Genomic DNA, 22,327 nt, shown 5'->3' with positions numbered 1-22,327 from the left:
CGTTGTCAGTCCAAAAATTCAAAGGCCAGCCACTGGCTGATTTGCCGGGAGCTGAAATTGTCGTCGCTAATGAAGACCAGGCTGCGGTTTCCGTTGGGCAGTACCGGGCCCCAGGCCATACCTTCCGTATTGTCCAGACGCTCCAGCCGGAGGCCGGGGCCCGGGCCGGTGAAGGCGGAAAAGTCGGCGATCAGTGTTTTGTCGACCGCGCGGTAGGTGCCAGTCTGCAGGACAGGCGTTGCGAGCGTGTCGGAACCCTGCCGCGTGTCGATGAGGTACAGGCGCAGCGAGTTACCTGCTTGCGGGCCCCAGCCGGCCATATAGGCCCGCTCCAGCACCAGCATGCGGTCAGCGTCGAGCATCAGGATTTCCACCACGCCGTTGTCGGCATGGGTGGCCGGCGCGACAGGTGCGCGCGGAATGGCGTCGGGCACATACCCGATTTGCCGCAATGCTTTCCCGCTGGCAAGATCCATTTGGGTGAAGCGGCAGGGCCCGCCCTTCGCTTTCACCGTGGGTACGGGTCCATCTTGACGGAAAGCGTTTTCCATGGCGATCCAGGCTGTCTTGTCATCGGGTGTCAGCGCCAGGCCTTCCAGCGCCAGATTGACGCGCGGCCCCCGGGTGAGATGAAACTCAAACATGGGCGGCAGCGTAAATTCGCGAACCATCGTGCCGTCAGCCCGGCTTTCGCGCAGCTCCGGCGCCACGCCCGCCAGGGAGTGCCCCTCACTGGTCCACAGCAGCGTCTGGCTGGTGGGGCGCCAGCGAATCGCCTCCGGGTCGGGAATCTGGATGCCACGCAATACGGCCGCATACGCGTCGCCATCGCCTTCGCGCAGGGTGGTGACGCTCAGCAATTCCGGCTGGCCCAGGCTGTTCATGTCCAGCGCGATGCGTGCGGTGTAAAACCGCGCGGGGTTGACGTCGGAGCCGTCGTCGCTGATCAGGTAATACAGGTCGCTGGCGGCGTCGTAGTCAATGCCCGAGAGCCCGCCCACCGTGGTGCCCTGGAATTGCAATCGGTGTGGAATGCGGGATTCACCGATCAGGCGCAGGCGTGTGCGGACCGGCTGGGTGGTTGCAGCCGCAGGCTGCGATGCCCAGCCGCCGGCCAGGCCCAGCACTGCGGCAGCGCCGGTACCGAGTACCAGCTGGCGCCGGGACGGGGTGCGCGTTTTCATCGTCACACCTGAAGGCAAGAATGGTGAAGTCGGCATGTTGGCAGTCTAGCGGGCGCAGCCACCAGGAATGTGACAACGGATGAATGGAAGCACGGCGGCACTCGCGTGCACGCCGGGCTACCTTGCTTGTCGAATCATGGAGGAATGAGCCAGTTCACCGGAGGGCGCAACGGAGTCAGGTTGCAGCACAAACGTAACGGAATGGCTGCCCGCCAATCCAGCGGGGATGCGAAAAGGTTTGAGCACGTCAAGTACTGGACCACCCATTTCTGTGCCGCTCAAAGTCTGTGATGGACGCAGGTAGCCCAGATCGGCGAGAACCAGAATGCCGTATTGACTCGGAGCAGGCATCTTGCGATCGAGAAAGGCTCCAAGCGTGGGCGGTTTTCGGTTTACCGGCTGCGCAGTTCCAATCGCAAAATGGCTTTCCCCCTCAGTTTTGTAGTGAACGGCTTTCTCGGGCTCGTAGCCCAGGTGTTTGAAGAGGTCTGTCCCGGAGCCGCGGCAATTGTTGTTGTTGGGCCCCCCTTCGTAGTATTCCCGGGTCACTTTGTCAGGTTCCACGCCAAGCACAACACTCGGATAGTAGGTGTTCAGATGCACCGCAGCCAGGTGTGTGGCGGGTGACACCGAAATCCGGACGGCCAGGCCGTCAGACCCGGTGATAACGAGTAGCACGGGAACGCCGGGCCGGTCAATCGACAGGTCCAGATAGCCAAGTCCCTGGTCGCCCGCGCGGAGGAAGACTGGCACAACAAGCCGATTTTCCCTTGCGTCCAGTAGCACCACCTCAGTGTCTGGTGGCAGCATGCCGGGAAGGCTGCATCGCAGGGCCTGATCGCGCTGCGCGCGGTCAAATCTTCCGCCCTCCCAATCCATCACTTTTAACGCATCCACAGAGATGGGCGTTGCAGGCCAGAACTGCAAGCCTTTGATCTTGAACCAGGGATCTCCTGCCGGCGCGGGATGTTTGCGAACCAGTTTAAGCAGGTGCCCGGTGCGGGCGACGAAATGCCGGGCGTTGTCTTTCGCGGGATTAGCTCTCGTGTAGAGGGGGGGAGACGCTGGTTGCGCCGTGCATTGTTCTACGGTGCCACCGGCGAGAAGCACGGCGAACACGATTGAGGGGATGGATTTCATCCATCCATTGTGCTGGCGAGTGGGGAATCGTTGACGGTTATTTTCAAGCGATGAACCGGCAGCCGGCTTACTCCCTCACTGTTTGCCGCACTGCCTGCTCCCACCGCGCCATCAGCTCGCCAGCCCGGTCCGCGCCCAGCGTGGGCAAAAACTTGCGCTCGGCGCGCCACATGCCGGACAACTCATCGGTGCTGCCATAGACACCACTGGAAAGTCCTGCCAGGTAGGCGGCGCCCAGAGCGGTGGTTTCAATGACCGCCGGGCGGATCACCGGTATGCCCAGCAGGTCGGCCTGGAATTGCATCAGCAGGTCGTTGACACAGGCCCCGCCGTCTACGCGCAGCTCGGCCACGGGCGCCGCACCGGCGCTCACCGCGTCGCGGCTCATGGCCTGCAACAGGGCGGCGCTTTGGTAGGCGATGCTTTCGAGTGCAGCGCGCGCGATATGGGCGACGGTGGTGCCGCGCGTGAGGCCGGTGATGGTGCCCCGCGCATCCGGTTTCCAGTAGGGTGCACCCAGGCCGGTGAAGGCCGGCACCATCATCACGCCGCCTGAATCAGGCACGCTTTCGGCCAGCGCCTGCACTTCGGCGCTGCCTTTGATGGCGTGCAGGCCGTCGCGCAGCCACTGCACCACGGCGCCGCCAACAAACACGCTGCCTTCGGTGGCGAACTGCGTTTGGGCTGTTGCCTGGGCTGCACTGGTTGTTAGCAGGCCGTTGTGTGAGGTTTGAAACTGGCTGCCAGTGTGCATCAACATGAAGCAGCCGGTGCCGTAAGTGTTCTTGGCCATGCCGGCCTTGAAGCAGGCCTGGCCGAACAGCGCGCTTTGCTGGTCGCCGGCGACGCCGCCAATGGCAATGGCGTGGCCCAGCAAGTCGGGCTGTACCTCGCCGTAATGCGCGCTCGAGGGCAGCACCCTGGGCATCAGCGAGGCCGGGATGCCCAGCAGCTCAAGCAGCTCGTTGTCCCACTGATTGGTATGCACATTGAACAGCATGGTGCGTGACGCATTGCTGACGTCGGTGGCGTGTAGCGCGCCGCCCGTGAGCTGCCACATGAGCCAGCTGTCGATAGTGCCGAAGGCCAGCTCGCCGCGGTCTGCTTGCGCGCGTGCACCGGGCACGTTGTCGAGCAGCCATTTGAGTTTGGTACCAGAGAAATAGGCGTCGATCAGCAAACCGGTTTTGGACTGGATCAGGCTTTCCTTGCCCTGCTCACGCAATTCGGCGCAGGTGGCTTCCGCGCGCCTGTCCTGCCAGACGATGGCATGGTGAATCGGCTGGCCGGTTTTGCGGTTCCAGACGGCGGTGGTTTCCCTCTGGTTGGTGATGCCCAGTGCGCGGATGTCGCAGGCCTTGATGTTTGCCTTGGCCAGCACTTCGCGCGCCGTCGCCAGTTGGGTGCGCCAGATTTCATTCAGGTCGTGCTCGACCCAGCCGGGTTTGGGGTAGATCTGCGGCAGCTCTTGCTGCGCCAGGGCCACGATGTGGCCGTGTTCGTCAAACACGATGCTGCGGGAGCTGGAGGTTCCCTGGTCGAGGGCGAGAAGGTATGTCATGCGCTGGAGTGTATGAAAGGGTGCCGGCGGCGCACAAGTGCGGCGGGCTTAAGAATGGGCGACTTCACAATTGACGTCCGCTTCTTCCAGCAAGGCGAGAAAGGGCTCGGGCGGCGGCATGTCGGTGAACAGCCGGTCAATCTGGGAGAGCGTGGCCAACTCCACCATGGCCGGCCGGTTGAACTTGCTGCTGTCGGCTGCCAGCCAGACTTCACGTGCATGCTCGATGATGGTCTGGGCAACTTTGACTTCGCGGTAGTCGAAGTCGCGCAGGGAACCGTCAGGCTCGATCCCGGAAATGCCGATGATCGCGATGTCTACCCGGAACTGGCGTATGAAGTCGACCGCCGCCTCGCCCACAATGCCCCGGTCGCGCGAACGCACCACGCCGCCAGCCACGATGACTTCGCAGTCGGTATTGCCGCAAAGGATGCCCGCCACATTCAGGTTGTTGGTGATGACCCGCAGCCCCTTGTGATGCAGCAGGGCCTTGGCGATGGCTTCGGTGGTGGTGCCGATATTGAGGATCAATGAGCAGTCGTTCGGAACACGCCTGGCCACTGCCCGCGCGATGCGCGCCTTGCCTTCGGCATGAAGACTTTCACGCTGGCGATGCGCAATGTTTTCGATGGTGGAACTGGGTACCCGCACGCCGCCGTGAAAACGCGTCAACAGGCCGGCTTCCGCCAGGCGCTGCACATCCCGCCGGACGGTCTGCAAGGTCACGTCCAATTTTTCTGCAAGCTGCTCGACGGAGGCCGACCCGTGGGTTCGCACGACGTCAAGGAGCTTGATTTGCCTGGGGTTGGAGTTCACGCGGGTTCAAGTTTGAAGGAATCGTGGAGGTCTGGAAACTTTATATCGAAACAAAAGGAAACAGATAAGGGAAAACAAGTAGATAAAACAATCACAAAAGAAGAAAAATAGAAAAAAACCGAACTTCATTCAAAGTCTCGCCGGGAGCCCCTCTCTTGTTTATTGCTTCTTTTTGTTTGACTGCCGCCGCCTTGACACCGAGGCGTCACCGTCATTTCGGGCTGCTGCGGCGTTTGTGCCATGGCGTGGTGCATGGGGAGGGCGCGTGATGCAGCTGGCCCTGGACCGCATCAGCAAAAAAGTCGGGGCCGAACAATGGCTTTACGAGCTGAACCTGGCGCCGCGCAGCGGCGAAGTCACGGTGCTGCTGGGCGCGACGCAGGCCGGAAAAACCAGCCTGATGCGCATCATGGCGGGCCTGGATGTCCCCACGCAGGGGAACGTCATGGTGAACGACGCCGATGTGACCGGCATGCCGGTTCGTGAGCGCAATGTCGCCATGGTCTACCAGCAGTTCATCAACTACCCCTCGCTGCGGGTGGCGGACAACATCGCCTCGCCGCTGAAGCTGCGAGGGGAAAAAGACATCGATCAGACGGTGCGCAAACTGGCCGAACGCCTGCACATCGAGATGTTCCTGGACCGCTACCCGGCCGAGCTGTCGGGCGGGCAGCAACAGCGGGTGGCCCTCGCACGCGCACTGGCCAAAAGGGCTCCCCTGATGTTGCTGGACGAACCGCTGGTCAATCTGGATTACAAGCTGCGCGAAGAATTGCGCGAAGAGCTGACCCAGCTTTTTGCAGCCGGCGATTCCACCGTGATCTATGCCACCACCGAGCCTGGCGAGGCTCTGCTGCTGGGGGGCTATACCGCTGTGATGGACGGTGGTGAACTGCTGCAGTACGGCCCGACCGCCGAGGTATTCCATTCGCCACGGTCCTTGCGCGTTGCGCGTGCCTTCAGCGACCCGCCCATGAACCTGATGGCAGCGTTGCCCGCGGCGCAAGGCATTCAGCTGGCGACCGGCCCGGCCTTGGCGCTGGCCTTGCCCGATGCGCCGGCGCAAAACCTGGCCACCCTCACGGCCGGTGTTCGTGGCAGTGCCCTGCGCGTCGAAAAGCGTCAGGGTGATGTGGCGCTGCCGGGAAAGGTCGAGTTGGCCGAAATTTCGGGTTCCGACACTTTTGTTCACGTTGTCACGGCGGTGGGGGAATTGGTGGCGCAACTGACGGGTGTGCATTACTTTGAGCTGGGCGCACCCATCACCTTGTTTCTTAGCCCCGCCCAGGTGTATGTCTTTGATGCGACCGGCGCCTTGCTGCTGGCGCCAGAGCGCAAGGGGGGACTTGCATGAAGCATCTTTTTGCAACCACTTCTGTGCTGCGGAGGCCTTATGGCGCGTATTGATCTCGACCTGGCCCATGCCTACCGGCCGAATCCGCGCGAAGACAGCGACTACGCGTTGCTCCCGCTCACCATGAGTTTTCGCGATGGCGGCGCCTATGCGCTGCTGGGCCCGTCGGGCTGCGGCAAGACCACCATGCTTAACATCATGTCGGGCTTGCTGGTGCCGTCGCAGGGCACGGTCAAATTCGACGGCGTGGACGTGACGCATGCGACGCCGCAGCAGCGCAATATCGCGCAGGTGTTCCAGTTCCCGGTGATCTACGACACCATGACGGTGGCTGAAAACCTGGCCTTTCCGCTGCGCAATCGCAAGGTGCCGGAAGACCAGATCAAAAAACGCGTCGGTGAAATTGCCGAGATGCTGGACATGAGCGGCCAGCTCAACCATCGTGCGGCCGGGTTGGCGGCGGACGCCAAGCAGAAAATCTCGCTGGGCCGTGGTCTCGTGCGGCCCGATGTGTCGGCCGTGCTGTTCGACGAGCCGCTCACGGTGATCGACCCGCACCTGAAATGGCAGCTCCGGCGCAAGCTCAAGCAGATTCACCATGAACTCAAGCTCACCCTGATTTATGTGACACACGACCAGGTGGAGGCTTTGACCTTTGCCGAAGAAGTGGTGGTGATGACGCGCGGACGCGCTGTGCAGACGGGCTCGGCCGATGCGCTGTTTGAGCGCCCCCGCCATACGTTTGTAGGCCACTTCATTGGATCGCCCGGCATGAATTTCTTGCCCGCCACAGTCGTCGGGGGTGCTTTGCGCGTCGCGGACCGGCCGCTGGCGTTACCGCAAGAACGTGCCATGCCTGACGGCGAGCTCAAGCTGGGCGTGCGCCCTGAATACGTGGTGAAGACGGCGCCGGGAGACCCGGCGGCGCTGCCGTTCACCGTCGCTCTCGTGCAGGATATCGGCACCCACCTGATGCTGACAGCCAGGATTGGTGAGCACACCCTCAAGGCGCGGCTTAATCCGGCCGCGCGGGCGCCGCAAGTCGGCGACGAGGTCTGGCTGCAGGTCATGGGGCCGCACACCTGCCTGTACCTCAATGACGAATTGGTGGAAGCATGAGCGCAGCGCAGAACCGCTTCAAGCAAGCGCGCGCCCCCTTGGGGGGCAGCGCAGTACACGCAGTGACAAGCTTGGGGGTAAATCCATGAGTACGACGACGAAACCTGTTAACCAGAAGGCCTGGCTGCTGGTGCTGCCGGTCATCATCTGCGTGGCGTTTTCTGCCATCCTGCCGCTCATGACGGTGGTCAACTATTCGGTGCAGGACATCATTTCGCCGGAGCGCCGTGTGTTTGTCGGCACCGAATGGTTTGCTTCGGTGATGCGCGACGAAGAACTGCATGCAGCGCTGTGGCGGCAGCTCACCTTCTCTCTGGCGGTGCTCGCAGTCGAAATTCCCCTGGGCATCGCGCTGGCGCTGTCGATGCCAGCGCAGGGCTGGAAGGCTTCGCTGGTGCTGGTGCTGGTCGCGCTGTCGCTGCTGATCCCCTGGAATGTGGTGGGCACCATCTGGCAGATCTATGGGCGGGCCGACATTGGCCTTTTGGGCGCCATGCTGCAAAAGATGGGATTTGACTACAGCTACACCGGCAATGCCGTGCATGCCTGGGTGACGGTGCTGCTGATGGACGTGTGGCACTGGACGCCGTTGGTGGCGCTGCTGGGCTACGCAGGCTTGCGTTCGATTCCGGACGCTTACTACCAGGCCGCACGCATTGACGGTGCCAGTAAATTTGCGGTGTTCCGCTACATCCAGCTGCCCAAGATGCGTGGCGTGCTGATGATTGCCGTGCTGCTGCGCTTCATGGACAGCTTCATGATTTACACCGAGCCTTTTGTGCTGACGGGCGGCGGGCCGGGCAATGCCACAACCTTCCTTTCGCAATACCTCACGCAAAAAGCCGTCGGCCAGTTCGACCTGGGCCCGGCGGCGGCTTTCTCGCTGATTTACTTTTTGATCATCCTGCTGCTGTGCTTCATCCTCTACAACTGGATGCAGCGTGTCGGTACGCAAGAGAAGGAGGGCGTGGAATGAATTCACTCAACGCACCCAGGTTCCAGGCGCGCACGCTGTTCCTGATCGCGTACATCCTGTTCGCGCTGCTGCCCATCTACTGGATGGTCAACATGAGCTTCAAGACGAATGCTGAAATTCTGTCGAGCTTCTCGTTCTTTCCCCAGGAGTTCACCTGGAACAACTACAAGACCATTTTTACCGACCCCTCCTGGTATTCGGGCTACATCAACAGCCTGATATATGTCGCCATCAATACCGTGATTTCGGTGACTGTGGCTCTGCCGGCCGCCTACGCGTTCTCGCGTTACAGCTTTCTGGGCGACAAGCATGTGTTCTTCTGGTTGCTGACCAACCGCATGACGCCGCCGGCGGTGTTTTTGCTGCCTTTCTTTCAGCTCTACACCACGGTGGGACTGATGGACACCCACATCGCGGTGGCTCTGGCGCACCTGCTGTTCAATGTGCCGCTGGCGGTGTGGATCCTGGAGGGTTTCATGAGCGGCATCCCGCGCGAGATTGACGAAACCGCGTACATCGACGGCTATTCCTTCCCCCGCTTCTTTGTGCGCATCTTCTTGCCACTCATCAAGGCCGGTGTCGGCGTGGCGGCGTTCTTCTGCTTCATGTTCAGCTGGGTCGAACTGCTGCTGGCGCGCACGCTGACCAGCGTCAACGCCAAGCCCATCGTCGCGACCATGACACGGACGGTGTCGGCATCCGGCATGGACTGGGCCACGCTGGCGGCGGCCGGTGTGCTGACCATCGTGCCGGGCGCCATCGTGATCTGGTTTGTGCGCAACTACATCGCCAAGGGCTTTGCCATGGGCAGGGTCTAGAAGGAGTGAATATGTTTGAGTGGATGGCCTGGACGACGCCTGTGGCAATTTTCTTCACCTGCATCGTGCTGATGCTGGTGGGCATGACGGTATGGGAATTGAAATCCCCGACGGCCATGCGGCGCGGCTTTTTACCGCTGGAAACCACGCGCGGTGACCGGCTTTTTATCGGCCTGCTCAGTGCGGCCTACGTCAACCTGATTTTTGTCGGCATCAGCGGCAAGCTGGCGGGGTGGCTGGGTCTGGAGGGCGATCCGTCGATCTGGATCAGCTTTTTGCTGTCGATGGCCCTGCTCGCATTTGTCATGCGCAAGGGCTAGAAGTTTTGAAAAGGAACCCGGCTCATATTCCCCGGAGCCGAACAAGCCTTCAACCACGGGGAGTGAACCAATGAGGAGACAAATCATGAAGATGCGTTATTCGGCCCTGGCAGTGGCCGCAGTGTGTGCCATGGCCAGCCCGGCGTGGGCTGACGAGGCGGCCGCCAAAAAGTGGATTGACAGCGAATTCCAGCCCTCTACTCTGAGCAAGGACAAACAGCAGGCGGAAATGAAGTGGTTCATTGACGCGGCCAAGAAGCTGCAGGCGAAGGGAGTGAAGGAAATCTCAGTCGTGTCCGAGACCATCACGACCCACGAGTACGAATCGAAGACGTTGGCAAAAGCCTTCGAGGAAATCACCGGTATCAAGGTCAAGCATGACATCATTCAGGAAGGCGACGTGGTTGAAAAACTGCAGACTTCCATGCAGTCGGGCAAGTCGATTTACGACGGCTGGATTTCTGACTCCGACCTGATCGGCACCCACTACCGCTACGGCAAGATTCTGGCGCTGTCCGACTACATGACCGGTGCGGGCAAGGAATACACCAACCCGGGCCTGGACCTCAAGGATTTCATCGGCACCAGCTTCACCACGGCGCCTGACGGCAAGCTCTACCAGTTGCCCGACCAGCAGTTCGCCAACCTGTACTGGTTCCGTGCCGACCTGTTCGCGCGCAAGGACTTGCAGGACAAGTTCAAGGCCAAATACGGTTACGACTTGGGCGTGCCGCTGAACTGGAGCGCCTATGAGGACATCGCCGAGTTCTTCACTAACGACGTGAAAACCATAGACGGCAAGCCCATTTATGGCCACATGGATTACGGCAAGAAGGACCCCTCGTTGGGCTGGCGCTTTACCGACGCCTGGCTGTCCATGGCGGGAACCGCCGACAAGGGCATTCCCAACGGCATGCCGGTGGACGAGTGGGGCATTCGCGTGGCGGCCGACAAGTGCACGCCGGTGGGCGCTTCGGTTTCGCGCGGCGGCGCCACCAATTCGCCGGCCGCGGTTTACGCACTGACCAAGTATGTGGACTGGATGAAGAAGTACGCGCCCAAGGAGGCCAGCGGCATGACCTTTGGCGAAGCCGGTCCGGTGCCGGCCCAGGGACAGATCGCCCAGCAGATCTTCTGGTACACGGCCTTTACCGCCGACATGACCAAGAAGGGCTTGCCTGTGGTGAACGCCGACGGCACGCCGAAGTGGCGCATGGCGCCCGGCCCCAACGGCCCGTACTGGAAGCAGGGCATGCAAAACGGCTACCAGGACGTGGGCTCCTGGACCTTCTTCAAGGACCATGACCCCAACAAGGTGGCGGCCGCCTGGCTGTACGCGCAGTTCATCACCTCCAAGACCGTCTCGGCCAAGAAATCGGTGGTGGGCCTGACCTTCATCCGCGACAGCGACATCCACCATGAGTACTTCACCAAGAACGCCGCCAATTACGGCGGCCTGATCGAGTTTTACCGCAGCCCGGCCCGCGTGGCCTGGACACCGACCGGCAACAACGTGCCCGACTACCCCAAGCTGGCGCAGCTGTGGTGGAAGAACGTGGCCCAGGCTGTGACGGGTGAAAAGACGCCGCAAGGCGCGATGGACACGCTGGCCGACGAGATGGATCAGGTAATGGGGCGCCTGGAGCGCGCGGGCATGGCCCATTGCGCGCCCAAGCTCAATCCCAAGGGTGACCCGGCCAAGTGGCTGAGCGACAAGGGTGCACCATGGGCCAAGCTGGCTAATGAAAAGCCCAAGGGTGAAACCATCAACTACGACAAGTTGTTGCAGGCCTGGAAAGACGGAAAAGTACGCTGATCGCGTGGCCGTGCAGCGCGCAAGCGCCGTACGGCCCGCTTTTTGCAGGATTCTGGTTATCGCAACAAGCGCCGAGGTAAGCTCGGCGCTCTTTTACCAATGGGTTTGTATGAAAACGGGAAGCAAAGCCCATGACGACTGAATTAGCGCCCGCGCAAACGCGGCGCCAGGATTTGATGGCCCGGCTTGCCGAGCCGCACCACTACGACATCGCGATCATTGGCGGCGGCGCTACCGGCCTTGGAGTCGCACTGGATGCGGCCGCCCGCGGGTTTTCCGTCGTGCTGGTCGAATCGCACGACTTTGCGAAGGGCACATCGTCCCGCGCCACCAAGCTGGTGCATGGCGGCGTGCGCTACCTCGCGCAGGGCAATATCTCGCTGGTGCGTGAGGCCTTGCACGAACGCACCACGCTGCTGGCCAACGCACCGCATCTGGCGCAGCCCTTGCCCTTTGTCATGCCTTCCTACAAGTTCTGGGAGGCGCCGTTCTACGGTATCGGGCTCAAGATGTATGACGCGCTGGCTGGCAAGGCGGGCCTGGGCGCCACTGAATTCCTGAACCGGCAAGAAACCCTTGCCTGCCTGCCGACGGTGCAGGCCCAAGGGCTCAAGGGCGGCGTCAAGTACTGGGATGGCCAGTTTGACGACGCGCGGCTGGCGTTGGCGTTGGCCCGCACCGCGGCACGCCAGGGCGCGTTGCTGGTGAATTACTGCGCGGCAACGGGCCTGATCCATGAGCGCGGCAAGCTGGTCGGCCTGCACGCACGGGACCAGGAAACGGACCGCACATTCGAAATCCGCGCCAACTGTGTGGTGAACGCGGCTGGCGTCTGGGTGGACCAGCTGCGGCTCCAGGATGGGCAAGCCATAGGGCGGGATGCCAAGCCCATGGTGGCGCCCAGCCAGGGTGTTCATATTGTGGTGGACCGCTCGTTTTTGCCTGGCGACCACGCCCTGTTGGTGCCCAAGACGGCCGACGGCCGGGTGCTGTTTGCCGTGCCATGGCTGGGTAAAACCATTTTGGGGACCACGGACACGCCGCGCCACGACCTGGCGCGTGAGCCGTTGCCTTTCCGGGAAGAAGTCGACTTCATCTTGCGCGAATCAGCCCGCTACTTGAGCCGGGCTCCCGGTCCGGCTGACATCAAAAGCATCTGGGTGGGGTTGCGGCCCCTGGTCAAGCCGCCGGATGACGACGCCGGCAGTACCCAGGCCTTGTCGCGGGAACACACGGTGTTGGTCAGCAAAAGCGGCCTGGTCACGGTGACCGGCGGCAAGTGGACAACCTACCGGGCAATGGCTGAAGATGTCCTGGCAAAGTGTTTTGGCGCGGCGTTGCTGTCCTCTCGCCCGGGAGACGCCACCACCCAACTGAAGTTAGTGGGTGCTCAGTCTTCAAGCCGAAAAATCAGCGAAAGTCCCGGTATTCATCTGTATGGAAGCGAATCTGCTGTGGTGGAGGGCTTGCCGGGTGCCGGGAGGGAGCTCGGCGGCGGGCTGACTGAGGCCATGGTGCGATTCGCCGCCCGTCATGAATACGCCCGTACCGTTGAAGACGTGCTGGCCCGCCGTTCCCGTTTGCTATTCCTTGACGCGGCGCTGGCCAGGACGCTGGCGCCCGAGGTGGCAACCCTGCTCCGGGAGGAAAACGGGACCGACCCGCAACTGGAGGATTTTGTCGCGCTTTGTACTCAATACCTAAGTCTGCCAGGCTGAGGGAAGGCCGGATGGGGCGGCAAAAACCATGGGTAACATGGCTAAAGCCTTTTCCTGCTTAGCTTGGCGGTTTGCGGCAATAACGGCCGGGGGCCATCATTTTTGCTATCAAATAAATAGCTGCTTGCGCTTGTCCATATTGGCCCTGAGACATATTTTGTGCTCAATAGAGCTATCTGGCGCGATCCGGTATAAGCCTCGGCTGAGTGGCGTTACCGGTTATTTCGCAACAGTCGGTTGACAGCCAGAAATGATTTAGTGATAATCGTGGGCTTCGCTCTAAAAGGCGAGGAATTCTGCCTAACGGAAGCATTGCAAGTGGTTTGCGGTGTGGACGACGGGCCCAAGACTGATTGGCTGGTAATCCCAAGGGGTTGCCTTCCGGTGCAAGTTGGGAACACATTTAAATGATTCAAACGCAATCCAAGCTCGATGTTGCTGACAACACGGGTGCCAAGTCCGTGATGTGCATCAAGGTTCTGGGCGGCTCCAAGCGCCGGTACGCCAGCGTTGGTGACGTCATCAAGGTGAGCATCAAAGAAGCCGCTCCGCGTGGCCGCGTCAAAAAAGGCGAGGTTTACAGTGCTGTGGTCGTTCGCACCGCCAAAGGCATTCGCCGTGGCGATGGCTCCCTCGTCAAATTCGACGGCAACGCAGCAGTGTTGCTTAACGCCAAGCTGGAGCCAATCGGCACCCGCATCTTCGGACCAGTGACGCGCGAGCTGCGCACTGAAAAGTTCATGAAGATCGTGTCCCTGGCTCCTGAAGTTCTGTAAGGACTCGCCATGAACAAAATCCGTAAAGGCGACGAGATCATCGTGATCGCTGGTCGCGACAAAGGCAAGCGCGGCAAGATTTCGCTGCGTAAAGACGACAGCTATGTGCTGGTGGACGGGATCAATCTGGTGAAAAAACACACCAAGCCCAACCCGCTCAAGGGCACCACTGGCGGCATCGTCGAAAAAAGCATGCCGATTCACCAGTCGAACGTGGCAATTTTCAATGCCGCTACCGGCAAGGCGGATCGCGTTGGCATCAAGCTCCTGGCAGACGGCAAGAAAGTGCGCGTCTTCAAGTCCAGTGGCGAAGAAATCAAGGTTGCATAACATGGCAAAGACCGCACCTGTACAAGCTGCTTCGCAGGCCCGCCTGCAAGCTCAGTACCGCGAAAAAATCGCCCCCGGCCTGATTGAAAAATTCGGCTATACCTCGCCCATGCAGGTTCCCCGCATCACCAAGATCACGCTCAACATGGGTGTGAGCGAGGCTGTTGCCGACAAGAAGGTCATGGACAACGCCGTTGGCGACATGACCAAGATTGCCGGTCAGAAGCCTGTTGTGACCAAGGCCAAGAAGGCTATCGCCGGTTTCAAGATCCGCGAAGATTTGCCTATCGGCTGCATGGTTACCCTGCGCGGCGTGAAGATGTATGAGTTCCTCGATCGTTTCGTCACCGTGGCCCTGCCCCGCGTGCGTGACTTCCGCGGTATTTCCGGCCGGGCCTTCGATGGCCGCGGAAACTACAACATCGGCGTGAAAGAGCAGATTATTTTCCCTGAGATCGAGTACGACAAGGTTGATGCCTTGCGTGGCCTGAATATCAGCATCACCACAACGGCAAAGACCGATGAAGAGTGCAAGGCACTCCTCACCGCCTTCCGTTTTCCGTTCAAGAACTGAGGCGGGACATGGCAAAACAAGCTTTACTGCAACGTGAACTGAAGCGCGAGAAACTCGCCGCGAAGTTCGCCAAGAAATACGCTGAACTCAAGGCGACGTCCAACGACGCCAAGCGCTCTGACGAAGAGCGTCAGCTGGCTCGCCTCGAGCTGCAAAAACTGCCCCGCAATGCGAACCCGACCCGCCAGCGTAACCGCTGCGCGATCACGGGCCGCCCGCGCGGTACTTTCCGTCAATTCGGTCTGGCTCGCGCCAAGATCCGTGAGTTGGCATTTGCTGGTGATATCCCTGGTATCACCAAGGCAAGCTGGTAAGCATAGGAGAACACAAAATGAGCATGAGTGATCCTATCGCCGACATGTTGACCCGCATCCGCAATGCGCAAATGGTTGAAAAAGCCGTTGTGCTGGTGCCTTCGTCAAAAGTCAAAGTTGCCATCGCGCAGGTTCTGAAGGATGAGGGCTACATTGATGGCTTCTCCGTGAAGACCGACGAAGGCAAGTCCCAGCTGGAAATCGCCCTGAAGTATTACGCAGGCAAGCCCGTGATTGAGCGCATCGAGCGCGTCAGCCGCCCCGGCCTTCGTGTTTACAAAGGCCATGGCGCCATCCCCCAGGTCATGAATGGCCTTGGTGTGGCAATTGTCACGACCCCGCAAGGCGTCATGACCGATCGTAAAGCCCGCGCTACCGGTATCGGTGGTGAAGTGCTTTGCTACGTGGCCTAACGGCGGCATTGAGGAGAAACTGAAATGTCTCGTGTAGGAAAAATGCCAGTGACCGTACCTCAGGGTGTGGACGTGGCCATGAAAGCAGACCAGATCAATGTCAAGGGCGCTCTCGGCACCCTGGCGCTGACGCAGAATGCGCTTGTCACCATCAAGAACGATGCAGGCAAGCTGACTTTTGTGCCGGCCAATGATTCGCGTGAAGCCAATGCCATGAGCGGCACGATGCGCCAGCTCGTGAACAACATGGTGACGGGTGTCACCAAGGGTTTTGAGAAAAAATTGAGCCTGGTCGGCGTGGGCTACAAGGCCCAGGCCCAGGGCGCCAAGCTGAACCTGACCGTGGGGTATTCGCACCCTGTGATCATGGACATGCCTGCTGGCATCACCGTTGCAACCCCGACTCCCACGGAAGTGGTGATCAAGGGTTCCGACCGCCAGCGCGTCGGCCAGATCGCCGCTGAAGTTCGTGCTGTTCGTCCTCCCGAGCCTTACAAAGGCAAGGGCATCCGCTATGTGGATGAGAAGATCACGATCAAAGAAACCAAGAAGAAATAAGGAGCTGCATCATGTTGACCAAAAAAGAGCAGCGCCTTCGTCGTTCACGCCAAACCCGCATTCGCATTGCCACGCAAGGTGTTGCCCGTTTGACCGTGAATCGCACCAATCTGCACATCTATGCCAGCGTTATTTCTGGCGACGGCACCAAGGTCCTGGCTGCTGCTTCCACCGCGGAAGTGGAAGTCCGCAAGGAAATCGGCGCTTCGGGTAAAGGTGGAAACGTTGCTGCTGCGCAAGCCATTGGCAAACGCATTGCCGAAAAGGCAAAAGCAGCAGGTGTTGAAAAAGTGGCGTTTGATCGCGCCGGTTTTGCGTACCACGGCCGCGTCAAAGCGCTGGCTGAGGCGGCTCGCGAAGCTGGTTTGCAGTTCTAAGCAGACTGGAATTAAGTATGGCTAAGTTTCAAGCAAAACAGCAAAACGACGCTCCAGACGATGGTCTGAAGGAAAAAATGATCGCGGTCAACCGCGTGACCAAAGTCGTAAAGGGCGGTCGTATCCTCGGTTTCGCCGCGTTGACCGTCGTGGGTGACGGCGATGGCCGCGTCGGCATGGGCAAAGGCAAGTCGAAAGAAGTGCCGGCAGCCGTGCAAAAAGCGATGGAAGAAGCGCGCCGCAACATGACCAAGGTTTCGTTGAAAAACGGCACCATTCACCACAATGTTTTCGGCCACCACGGTGCAGCCAGCGTCATGATGGCGCCGGCTCCCAAGGGTACCGGCATCATCGCTGGCGGTCCAATGCGCGCCGTTTTCGAAGTCATGGGCATCACCGACATCGTGGCGAAGAGCCATGGTTCGAGCAACCCTTACAACATGGTGCGCGCCACCATGGATGCACTGAACAATTCCACGACCGCTTCTGAAATTGCGGCCAAACGTGGCAAATCGGTCGAAGAGATCTTCGGCTAAGGCGGCATTGAAAATGACCAAAGAAACCAAAGTCAAAGTCCAGCTGGTTCGCAGCCCGATTGGCACCAAGGAATCGCATCGCGCCACTGTGCGCGGTCTGGGCCTTCGTGGCGTCAACAGCGTCAGCGAATTGCAGGATACGCCCGCAGTGCGCGGCATGATCAACAAGATCAGCTATCTGGTCAAGATTGTCTGAGCGGAGACTCAAAATGGAATTGAACGGAATCAAGCCTGGCCAAGGCGCCAAACATGCCAAGCGACGCGTCGGTCGTGGCATTGGCTCCGGTCTGGGTAAAACATCTGGACGCGGCCATAAAGGTCAGAAATCACGTGCTGGTGGCTACCACAAGGTGGGCTTCGAAGGCGGTCAAATGCCTATGCAGCGCCGTTTGCCAAAGCGTGGCTTCAAGTCGCATCTGCTCAAGTTCAACGCCGAGGTTACCCTGAGTGCGCTGGAGCAGCTGGGTCTGGCTGAAGTCGATCTGCTGGCACTGAAGACTGCCGGCCTGGTGGGCCAGCTTGCCAAGAACGTCAAGGTCATCAAGTCGGGTGAACTGTCCAAGGCTGTCAAGCTGAACGGTATTTCCGCCACGGCGGGTGCCAAGGCCATTATTGAAGCCGCCGGCGGCTCTGTCGCTTAAATACCTGACTGGAAACTCAGTGGCAACCAACTCAGCTCAAATTGCGAAGACCGGCAAGTACGGTGATTTGCGCAACCGGCTTGTGTTTTTGCTGCTGGCTCTCGTGGTGTACCGCATTGGCGCGCACATCCCGGTGCCGGGGATTGATCCTGGCCAGCTCAAAGAGCTGTTCAAGGGCCAACAAGGCGGCATATTGAACCTGTTCAATATGTTTTCTGGTGGGGCCCTGTCGCGCTTTACGGTTTTTGCCTTGGGCATCATGCCGTACATCTCGGCATCGATCATCATGCAGCTGCTGACGTACGTCGTTCCGACGTTCGAGCAGATGAAAAAAGAAGGCGAAAGCGGCCGACGCAAGATTACGCAGTACACGCGTTACGGCACGCTGGCTTTGGCACTGTTCCAGTCTATGGGCATTGCCGTGGCGCTGGAAAGCTCGCCAGGCCTGGTGTTGGCACCCGGCTTTGGTTTTCGCATGACGGCAGTGTTCAGCCTGACGGCCGGCACGATGTTCCTGATGTGGCTGGGTGAGCAGATTACAGAGCGCGGTTTGGGTAACGGTATTTCGATCCTGATTTTCGCGGGTATCGCGGCCGGTTTGCCGAATGCGATGGGCGGTTTGCTGGAACTGGTGCGTACTGGCGCGATGAGCATTCTGGTGGCCATTGTGATCGTCGCGGTGGTCGTGCTGGTGACCTATTTCGTGGTGTTCGTAGAGCGTGGGCAGCGCAAGATTCTTGTGAACTATGCGCGGCGCCAGGTGGGTAACAAGGTTTACGGTGGACAGTCATCGCACTTGCCGCTGAAGTTGAACATGGCGGGCGTGATCCCACCGATTTTCGCTTCATCGATCATTTTGCTGCCTGCCACGGTTGTGGGCTGGTTTAGCACCGGTGAAAGCATGCGCTGGCTCAAAGACATTGCCAGCACGCTGACGCCGGGCCAGCCCATCTATGTGATGCTGTACGCCAGCGCGATTGTGTTCTTCTGCTTCTTCTATACGGCGCTGGTGTTCAACAGTCGTGAAACGGCAGACAACCTGAAAAAGAGCGGTGCGTTCATTCCGGGAATTCGGCCGGGTGATCAGACAGCCCGCTACATTGACAAAATCCTGGTGCGTTTGACGCTTGCAGGTGCGGTTTACATCACATTCGTGTGCCTGTTGCCGGAGTTTTTGATTTTGAAATACAACGTGCCGTTTTATTTTGGCGGTACGTCGTTGATGATTATTGTCGTGGTGACCATGGATTTCATGGCCCAGGTACAGAACTACATGATGTCGCAACAGTATGAGTCGTTGCTTAAAAAGGCGAACTTCAAGACGTCACTGGGCGGTTAACTGGGTATTTGATGGGATATGTCTAAAGACGATGTGATCCAGATGCAGGGTGAGGTTGTAGAAAACCTCCCCAATGCGACTTTCAGGGTGAAGCTGGAAAATGGACATGTTGTACTGGGGCACATCTCGGGAAAAATGCGTATGCACTACATCCGCATTCTTCCCGGTGACAAGGTAACGGTTGAGTTAACGCCTTACGATTTATCGCGCGCACGAATTGTTTTCCGTGCCAAGTAAGCACAGAGTGAAAGTTTAGGAGTAATAGAAATGAGAGTTTCAGCTTCGGTCAAGAAAATTTGCCGTAACTGCAAAGTTATCCGTCGCAAGGGCGTTGTCCGTGTGATTTGCACGGATCCGCGTCACAAACAGCGTCAAGGCTGATTTCAAGAGTTTTAGAGGACGAACATGGCTCGTATCGCTGGTATCAATATTCCGCCGCAGCAACATGCCGAAATCGGCTTGACTGCTATCTTTGGCATCGGTCGCACGCGCGCTCGCAAAATTTGCGAAGCATGTGACATCGCTTACGCCAAAAAGGTCAAAGATCTGACCGATGGCGACCTGGAAAAAATCCGTGAGCAGATCGCCCTGTTCACCATCGAGGGTGACCTGCGTCGTGAAACCACGATGAACATCAAGCGCCTGATGGACATCGGTTGCTACCGTGGTTTCCGCCACCGTCGCGGCCTGCCCATGCGTGGCCAGCGCACCCGGACCAATGCCCGTACCCGCAAGGGCCCGCGCAAGGCCGCTGCAGCTTTGAAGAAATAATTGAGAGGTCGTCATGGCAAAATCACCAAGCAATAACGCCGCACAACGCGTTCGCAAGAAAGTTCGCAAGAACGTGGCGGATGGTATCGCCCACGTCCACGCTTCTTTCAATAACACGATCATCACTATCACGGATCGCCAGGGCAATGCCTTGTCCTGGGCGTCTTCCGGTGGTCAGGGTTTCAAGGGTTCGCGCAAATCCACCCCTTTCGCAGCGCAGGTCGCTTCCGAAGTGGCAGGTCGTGCCGCCATTGAGCAAGGCATCAAGAATCTTGACGTCGAAATCAAGGGTCCTGGTCCAGGTCGTGAATCATCTGTTCGCGCTTTGGGCGCACTCGGCATCCGGATCAATTCGATTGCCGACGTGACCCCGGTTCCGCACAACGGCTGCCGCCCGCAAAAGCGCCGCCGCATTTAATTCCCCGTGCCCAGGCGTCCGGCGGGTTGTTTCAGCCCGTCAGATACCAGGCATTTTTACCAAGCCCACCGCCGCAGGTTACGACCTCCGGCTCCTGCAATTCATTGCAGCAGATGACAAAAGGACATTCAAGTGGCACGTTACCTAGGCCCCAAGGCCAAACTATCCCGCCGTGAAGGCACCGACCTGTTCCTGAAGAGCGCACGCCGCGCCATCAGCGACAAGGCCAAATTCGACTCCAAGCCGGGTCAACACGGTCGTACCTCCGGTACCCGTACTTCCGATTTCGGCTTGCAATTGCGCGAAAAGCAAAAAGTCAAGCGCATGTATGGCGTGCTCGAAAAGCAGTTCCGCCGTTATTTCGAAGAAGCGGATCGTCGCAAGGGCAATACCGGCGCCAATCTGCTGTTCATTCTTGAGTCGCGTCTGGACAACGTTGTGTATCGCATGGGCTTCGGTTCGACCCGTGCTGAAGCGCGTCAGCTGGTTTCGCACAAGGCCATCACGGTCAATGGCGGATCTGTCAACATTCCTTCGTACATGGTCAAGGCCGGCGACATCATTGCCGTGCGCGACAAGTCGAAGAAGCAGACCCGCATCACGGAAGCCCTTGAGCTTGCAAAACAGGTTGGCCTGCCCGCCTGGGTCGATGTGAATGCCGACAAGGGAGAAGGCACCTTCAAGAAGGTACCCGATCGCGACGAGTTTGCCGCCGACGTCAACGAATCGTTGATTGTCGAGTTGTACTCACGCTAATTTTTCGTTCCTGCGATACGGGGCACCGTATCGCCAGGGTGTGCTTCGCCGGCCTTATCGGTGTAACGAACCGAGGGTATTGAGAGGAAGACTGCATGCAGACCAATTTGTTGAAACCAAAAACCATTAATGTTGAGCAGCTTGGCGCCAACCGCGCCAAGGTGACTCTGGAGCCGTTCGAGCGTGGCTACGGCCATACGCTGGGCAACGCGTTGCGCCGCGTATTGTTGTCTTCCATGGTCGGTCACGCCGCCACCGAAGTCACCATCGCGGGTGTTCTGCACGAGTACTCGTCCATCGACGGTGTTCAGGAAGACGTCGTCAACATTCTGTTGAACCTCAAGGGCGTGGTCTTCAAGCTGCACAACCGCGACGAAGTCACGCTGAGCCTGCGCAAAGATGGCGAAGGCCCAGTCACCGCGGCCGACATCCAGACCCCGCACGATGTGGAAATCATCAACCCTGAACACGTGATCGTGAACCTGTCGCACGGCGGCAAGATCGACATGCAGATCAAGGTGGAAAACGGCCGCGGCTACGTACCGGGCAACCAGCGCCGCTATGGCGATGAGTCGCCGAAATCGATCGGCCGCATCGTGCTGGACGCGTCGTTTTCGCCCGTCAAGCGCGTGAGCTACATCGTCGAAAGCGCCCGCGTTGAGCAGCGCACCGACCTCGACAAGCTTGTACTGGAAATCGAAACCAACGGCGCGGTGACGGCTGAAGATGCTGTGCGAGCCTCGGCCAAGATCCTGGTGGAGCAGCTGGCCGTGTTCGCGCAGCTCGAAGGCAATGAACTGGCCGCGTTTGACGCACCCGTTCAGCGCAGCTCGCAGCAGTTCGATCCGATCCTGCTGCGCCCTGTCGACGAGCTCGAGCTTACCGTTCGTTCGGCGAACTGCCTCAAAGCGGAAAATATTTACTACATCGGCGATCTGATCCAGCGCACTGAGAACGAGTTGCTGAAGACGCCGAACCTGGGCCGTAAATCGCTCAACGAAATCAAGGAAGTGCTTGCATCGCGCGGCCTGACTCTTGGTATGCGCCTGGAAAGCTGGCCACCCGCCGGCCTCGACAAGCGTTAATTTGAACCACAAGATCCCGCCTGAAAGGGGATCTCGCACGGGCAGTACCTGATACGGCTGCCTGGATTTTAAAAAAGGAACCATCATGCGCCACGGACACGGATTACGTAAACTCAACCGCACCAGCGAGCACCGCCTCGCCATGCTGCGCAACATGATGAATTCGCTGCTGCAGCACGAAGTCATCAAGACCACCCTGCCCAAGGCCAAGGAATTGCGCCGCGTGGTCGAACCCATGATCACCCTCGGCAAAGAACCTACTCTGGCCAACAAGCGCCTGGCATTTGACCGCCTGCGCGATCGTGATATGGTCGTCAAGCTGTTCGCTGAGATCGGCCCACGCTACAAGGCACGTCCCGGCGGCTACACGCGTATCCTGAAGATGGGTTTCCGCGTTGGTGACAACGCGCCCATGGCGCTGGTCGAACTGGTGGATCGTCCTGAAGTGTCGGAAGACACTACAGCTGACACGGCCAAGGCAGAGTAAGCTACAATACACACATACCGCGCGGTGGAGCAGCCTGGTAGCTCGTTGGGCTCATAACCCAAAGGTCGTAAGTTCAAATCTTGCCCGCGCAACCAACACGTTAGCCTCTCAAGGCCAACAGCAAAACGCC

At 59.3% G+C, this 22,327-nt stretch carries 29 protein-coding genes and 1 tRNA gene; 26 read left to right on the top strand and 4 right to left on the bottom strand.

The window, feature by feature from the left end; all coding sequences use genetic code 11:
• Window positions 1-5: 5 nt before the first annotated feature.
• The 4 genes from AC1D11_RS15830 to AC1D11_RS15815 all read right to left on the bottom strand — a co-directional run bounded on the left by AC1D11_RS15830 (window position 6) and on the right by AC1D11_RS15815 (window position 4,701).
• The gene (locus tag AC1D11_RS15830) at window positions 6-1,184 is read right to left on the bottom strand and encodes an esterase-like activity of phytase family protein (protein WP_477646626.1); all 1,179 of its coding nucleotides are present in this window, start codon (window positions 1,182-1,184) and stop codon (window positions 6-8) included.
• Between the two features lie 117 nt (window positions 1,185-1,301).
• Window positions 1,302-2,324: a hypothetical protein gene (locus AC1D11_RS15825; protein WP_477646625.1), complete on the bottom strand. Its 1,023-nt coding sequence runs from the start codon at window positions 2,322-2,324 to the stop codon at window positions 1,302-1,304.
• Window positions 2,325-2,391: 67 nt separating this feature from the next.
• The gene (gene glpK / locus AC1D11_RS15820) at window positions 2,392-3,885 is read right to left on the bottom strand and encodes a glycerol kinase GlpK (RefSeq protein ID WP_477646624.1); all 1,494 of its coding nucleotides are present in this window, start codon (window positions 3,883-3,885) and stop codon (window positions 2,392-2,394) included.
• Window positions 3,886-3,933: 48 nt separating this feature from the next.
• Window positions 3,934-4,701 carry a DeoR/GlpR family DNA-binding transcription regulator gene (locus AC1D11_RS15815; protein ID WP_477651101.1) on the bottom strand — a complete coding sequence of 256 codons (768 nt, stop codon included), beginning with the start codon at window positions 4,699-4,701 and terminating at the stop codon, window positions 3,934-3,936.
• Between the two features lie 268 nt (window positions 4,702-4,969).
• Between AC1D11_RS15815 and AC1D11_RS15810 the strand changes: the two genes are divergently transcribed.
• The 26 genes from AC1D11_RS15810 (at window position 4,970) to AC1D11_RS15685 (ending at window position 22,292) form a co-directional block, all read left to right on the top strand.
• A complete protein-coding gene (locus AC1D11_RS15810; RefSeq protein ID WP_477646622.1) occupies window positions 4,970-6,055 on the top strand; it encodes an ABC transporter ATP-binding protein in 1,086 nt (361 codons plus the stop codon).
• A 39-nt stretch (window positions 6,056-6,094) separates the two neighbouring features.
• The gene (locus AC1D11_RS15805) at window positions 6,095-7,174 is read left to right on the top strand and encodes an ABC transporter ATP-binding protein (protein ID WP_477646621.1); all 1,080 of its coding nucleotides are present in this window, start codon (window positions 6,095-6,097) and stop codon (window positions 7,172-7,174) included.
• A gap of 85 nt (window positions 7,175-7,259) precedes the next feature.
• Window positions 7,260-8,150 carry a carbohydrate ABC transporter permease gene (locus AC1D11_RS15800; RefSeq protein WP_477646620.1) on the top strand — a complete coding sequence of 297 codons (891 nt, stop codon included), beginning with the start codon at window positions 7,260-7,262 and terminating at the stop codon, window positions 8,148-8,150.
• On the top strand, window positions 8,147-8,968 hold the full coding sequence (locus tag AC1D11_RS15795) for a carbohydrate ABC transporter permease (RefSeq protein ID WP_477646619.1): 822 nt from the start codon (window positions 8,147-8,149) through the stop codon (window positions 8,966-8,968). Before AC1D11_RS15800 ends, AC1D11_RS15795 begins: the two co-directional genes overlap by 4 nt.
• Window positions 8,969-8,979: 11 nt before the next feature.
• A complete protein-coding gene (locus AC1D11_RS15790; protein WP_477646618.1) occupies window positions 8,980-9,288 on the top strand; it encodes a DUF2160 domain-containing protein in 309 nt (102 codons plus the stop codon).
• 85 nt (window positions 9,289-9,373) lie between these two features.
• On the top strand, window positions 9,374-11,104 hold the full coding sequence (locus tag AC1D11_RS15785; protein ID WP_477646617.1) for an ABC transporter substrate-binding protein: 1,731 nt from the start codon (window positions 9,374-9,376) through the stop codon (window positions 11,102-11,104).
• 131 nt (window positions 11,105-11,235) lie between these two features.
• Window positions 11,236-12,822, top strand: a complete 1,587-nt coding sequence (locus AC1D11_RS15780) for a glycerol-3-phosphate dehydrogenase/oxidase (protein WP_477646616.1) — start codon at window positions 11,236-11,238, stop codon at window positions 12,820-12,822.
• Between the two features lie 407 nt (window positions 12,823-13,229).
• Complete coding sequence (gene rplN, locus AC1D11_RS15775; RefSeq protein ID WP_007869247.1) at window positions 13,230-13,598, top strand: 50S ribosomal protein L14; 369 nt, start codon at window positions 13,230-13,232, stop codon at window positions 13,596-13,598.
• Between the two features lie 9 nt (window positions 13,599-13,607).
• On the top strand, window positions 13,608-13,928 hold the full coding sequence (gene rplX / locus AC1D11_RS15770; RefSeq protein WP_348045257.1) for a 50S ribosomal protein L24: 321 nt from the start codon (window positions 13,608-13,610) through the stop codon (window positions 13,926-13,928).
• A 1-nt stretch (window position 13,929) separates the two neighbouring features.
• The gene (gene rplE, locus AC1D11_RS15765) at window positions 13,930-14,502 is read left to right on the top strand and encodes a 50S ribosomal protein L5 (protein WP_092130238.1); all 573 of its coding nucleotides are present in this window, start codon (window positions 13,930-13,932) and stop codon (window positions 14,500-14,502) included.
• Between the two features lie 8 nt (window positions 14,503-14,510).
• Entirely contained in the window at window positions 14,511-14,816 is a 306-nt protein-coding gene (gene rpsN, locus AC1D11_RS15760; protein ID WP_188709725.1) for a 30S ribosomal protein S14, read from the top strand.
• A gap of 17 nt (window positions 14,817-14,833) precedes the next feature.
• A complete protein-coding gene (rpsH, locus tag AC1D11_RS15755) occupies window positions 14,834-15,229 on the top strand; it encodes a 30S ribosomal protein S8 (RefSeq protein WP_371436766.1) in 396 nt (131 codons plus the stop codon).
• 24 nt (window positions 15,230-15,253) lie between these two features.
• Window positions 15,254-15,787, top strand: a complete 534-nt coding sequence (gene rplF, locus AC1D11_RS15750) for a 50S ribosomal protein L6 (RefSeq protein ID WP_457281396.1) — start codon at window positions 15,254-15,256, stop codon at window positions 15,785-15,787.
• 11 nt (window positions 15,788-15,798) lie between these two features.
• Complete coding sequence (gene rplR / locus AC1D11_RS15745) at window positions 15,799-16,164, top strand: 50S ribosomal protein L18 (RefSeq protein WP_457281395.1); 366 nt, start codon at window positions 15,799-15,801, stop codon at window positions 16,162-16,164.
• A gap of 17 nt (window positions 16,165-16,181) precedes the next feature.
• Complete coding sequence (gene rpsE / locus AC1D11_RS15740) at window positions 16,182-16,700, top strand: 30S ribosomal protein S5 (protein WP_457281394.1); 519 nt, start codon at window positions 16,182-16,184, stop codon at window positions 16,698-16,700.
• Window positions 16,701-16,713: 13 nt separating this feature from the next.
• A complete protein-coding gene (gene rpmD / locus AC1D11_RS15735) occupies window positions 16,714-16,896 on the top strand; it encodes a 50S ribosomal protein L30 (RefSeq protein WP_122954340.1) in 183 nt (60 codons plus the stop codon).
• A gap of 13 nt (window positions 16,897-16,909) precedes the next feature.
• Window positions 16,910-17,341, top strand: coding sequence for a 50S ribosomal protein L15 (gene rplO / locus AC1D11_RS15730; RefSeq protein ID WP_122954339.1), 432 nt, complete (start codon window positions 16,910-16,912; stop codon window positions 17,339-17,341).
• A gap of 19 nt (window positions 17,342-17,360) precedes the next feature.
• Window positions 17,361-18,680, top strand: coding sequence for a preprotein translocase subunit SecY (secY, locus tag AC1D11_RS15725; RefSeq protein WP_348045246.1), 1,320 nt, complete (start codon window positions 17,361-17,363; stop codon window positions 18,678-18,680).
• 18 nt (window positions 18,681-18,698) lie between these two features.
• On the top strand, window positions 18,699-18,917 hold the full coding sequence (gene infA / locus AC1D11_RS15720) for a translation initiation factor IF-1 (RefSeq protein ID WP_007869286.1): 219 nt from the start codon (window positions 18,699-18,701) through the stop codon (window positions 18,915-18,917).
• 30 nt (window positions 18,918-18,947) lie between these two features.
• On the top strand, window positions 18,948-19,061 hold the full coding sequence (gene rpmJ, locus AC1D11_RS15715) for a 50S ribosomal protein L36 (protein WP_028820150.1): 114 nt from the start codon (window positions 18,948-18,950) through the stop codon (window positions 19,059-19,061).
• Window positions 19,062-19,085: 24 nt separating this feature from the next.
• Window positions 19,086-19,451 carry a 30S ribosomal protein S13 gene (gene rpsM, locus AC1D11_RS15710; RefSeq protein ID WP_074579313.1) on the top strand — a complete coding sequence of 122 codons (366 nt, stop codon included), beginning with the start codon at window positions 19,086-19,088 and terminating at the stop codon, window positions 19,449-19,451.
• 13 nt (window positions 19,452-19,464) lie between these two features.
• Window positions 19,465-19,869: a 30S ribosomal protein S11 gene (gene rpsK / locus AC1D11_RS15705; RefSeq protein ID WP_007869288.1), complete on the top strand. Its 405-nt coding sequence runs from the start codon at window positions 19,465-19,467 to the stop codon at window positions 19,867-19,869.
• Between the two features lie 132 nt (window positions 19,870-20,001).
• The gene (gene rpsD, locus AC1D11_RS15700; protein WP_457281392.1) at window positions 20,002-20,625 is read left to right on the top strand and encodes a 30S ribosomal protein S4; all 624 of its coding nucleotides are present in this window, start codon (window positions 20,002-20,004) and stop codon (window positions 20,623-20,625) included.
• Between the two features lie 95 nt (window positions 20,626-20,720).
• Window positions 20,721-21,710 carry a DNA-directed RNA polymerase subunit alpha gene (locus tag AC1D11_RS15695; RefSeq protein ID WP_122954336.1) on the top strand — a complete coding sequence of 330 codons (990 nt, stop codon included), beginning with the start codon at window positions 20,721-20,723 and terminating at the stop codon, window positions 21,708-21,710.
• 85 nt (window positions 21,711-21,795) lie between these two features.
• Complete coding sequence (rplQ, locus tag AC1D11_RS15690; protein WP_122954335.1) at window positions 21,796-22,197, top strand: 50S ribosomal protein L17; 402 nt, start codon at window positions 21,796-21,798, stop codon at window positions 22,195-22,197.
• 18 nt (window positions 22,198-22,215) lie between these two features.
• Window positions 22,216-22,292 (top strand) — tRNA-Met (locus tag AC1D11_RS15685).
• The last annotated feature ends 35 nt before the right edge of the window (window positions 22,293-22,327 follow it).

Source organism: Polaromonas sp. P1_E11, from assembly GCF_056405995.1.
The sequence above is the reverse complement of the archived record's forward strand: the minus strand, read 5'-3'. Positions and strand labels throughout refer to the sequence as shown.

What these genes read in the sequence shown, in the direction of transcription:
- AC1D11_RS15805 (WP_477646621.1), top strand. Translation starts at nt 6,095, where the DNA reads ATGGCGCGTATTGATCTCGACCTGGCCCATGCCTACCGGCCGAATCCG.
- rpsK (WP_007869288.1), top strand. Translation starts at nt 19,465, where the DNA reads ATGGCAAAATCACCAAGCAATAACGCCGCACAACGCGTTCGCAAGAAA.
- rplQ (WP_122954335.1), top strand. Translation starts at nt 21,796, where the DNA reads ATGCGCCACGGACACGGATTACGTAAACTCAACCGCACCAGCGAGCAC.
- AC1D11_RS15830 (WP_477646626.1), bottom strand. Translation starts at nt 1,184, where the DNA reads ATGAAAACGCGCACCCCGTCCCGGCGCCAGCTGGTACTCGGTACCGGC.
- rplF (WP_457281396.1), top strand. Translation starts at nt 15,254, where the DNA reads ATGTCTCGTGTAGGAAAAATGCCAGTGACCGTACCTCAGGGTGTGGAC.
- infA (WP_007869286.1), top strand. Translation starts at nt 18,699, where the DNA reads ATGTCTAAAGACGATGTGATCCAGATGCAGGGTGAGGTTGTAGAAAAC.
- rpmJ (WP_028820150.1), top strand. Translation starts at nt 18,948, where the DNA reads ATGAGAGTTTCAGCTTCGGTCAAGAAAATTTGCCGTAACTGCAAAGTT.
- rplE (WP_092130238.1), top strand. Translation starts at nt 13,930, where the DNA reads ATGGCAAAGACCGCACCTGTACAAGCTGCTTCGCAGGCCCGCCTGCAA.
- rplR (WP_457281395.1), top strand. Translation starts at nt 15,799, where the DNA reads ATGTTGACCAAAAAAGAGCAGCGCCTTCGTCGTTCACGCCAAACCCGC.
- AC1D11_RS15800 (WP_477646620.1), top strand. Translation starts at nt 7,260, where the DNA reads ATGAGTACGACGACGAAACCTGTTAACCAGAAGGCCTGGCTGCTGGTG.
- rpmD (WP_122954340.1), top strand. Translation starts at nt 16,714, where the DNA reads ATGACCAAAGAAACCAAAGTCAAAGTCCAGCTGGTTCGCAGCCCGATT.
- AC1D11_RS15795 (WP_477646619.1), top strand. Translation starts at nt 8,147, where the DNA reads ATGAATTCACTCAACGCACCCAGGTTCCAGGCGCGCACGCTGTTCCTG.
- AC1D11_RS15780 (WP_477646616.1), top strand. Translation starts at nt 11,236, where the DNA reads ATGACGACTGAATTAGCGCCCGCGCAAACGCGGCGCCAGGATTTGATG.
- rpsE (WP_457281394.1), top strand. Translation starts at nt 16,182, where the DNA reads ATGGCTAAGTTTCAAGCAAAACAGCAAAACGACGCTCCAGACGATGGT.
- AC1D11_RS15810 (WP_477646622.1), top strand. Translation starts at nt 4,970, where the DNA reads ATGCAGCTGGCCCTGGACCGCATCAGCAAAAAAGTCGGGGCCGAACAA.
- rplO (WP_122954339.1), top strand. Translation starts at nt 16,910, where the DNA reads ATGGAATTGAACGGAATCAAGCCTGGCCAAGGCGCCAAACATGCCAAG.
- AC1D11_RS15790 (WP_477646618.1), top strand. Translation starts at nt 8,980, where the DNA reads ATGTTTGAGTGGATGGCCTGGACGACGCCTGTGGCAATTTTCTTCACC.
- rplX (WP_348045257.1), top strand. Translation starts at nt 13,608, where the DNA reads ATGAACAAAATCCGTAAAGGCGACGAGATCATCGTGATCGCTGGTCGC.
- rpsH (WP_371436766.1), top strand. Translation starts at nt 14,834, where the DNA reads ATGAGCATGAGTGATCCTATCGCCGACATGTTGACCCGCATCCGCAAT.
- AC1D11_RS15785 (WP_477646617.1), top strand. Translation starts at nt 9,374, where the DNA reads ATGAAGATGCGTTATTCGGCCCTGGCAGTGGCCGCAGTGTGTGCCATG.
- rpsM (WP_074579313.1), top strand. Translation starts at nt 19,086, where the DNA reads ATGGCTCGTATCGCTGGTATCAATATTCCGCCGCAGCAACATGCCGAA.
- AC1D11_RS15695 (WP_122954336.1), top strand. Translation starts at nt 20,721, where the DNA reads ATGCAGACCAATTTGTTGAAACCAAAAACCATTAATGTTGAGCAGCTT.
- rplN (WP_007869247.1), top strand. Translation starts at nt 13,230, where the DNA reads ATGATTCAAACGCAATCCAAGCTCGATGTTGCTGACAACACGGGTGCC.
- glpK (WP_477646624.1), bottom strand. Translation starts at nt 3,885, where the DNA reads ATGACATACCTTCTCGCCCTCGACCAGGGAACCTCCAGCTCCCGCAGC.
- AC1D11_RS15825 (WP_477646625.1), bottom strand. Translation starts at nt 2,324, where the DNA reads ATGAAATCCATCCCCTCAATCGTGTTCGCCGTGCTTCTCGCCGGTGGC.
- rpsN (WP_188709725.1), top strand. Translation starts at nt 14,511, where the DNA reads ATGGCAAAACAAGCTTTACTGCAACGTGAACTGAAGCGCGAGAAACTC.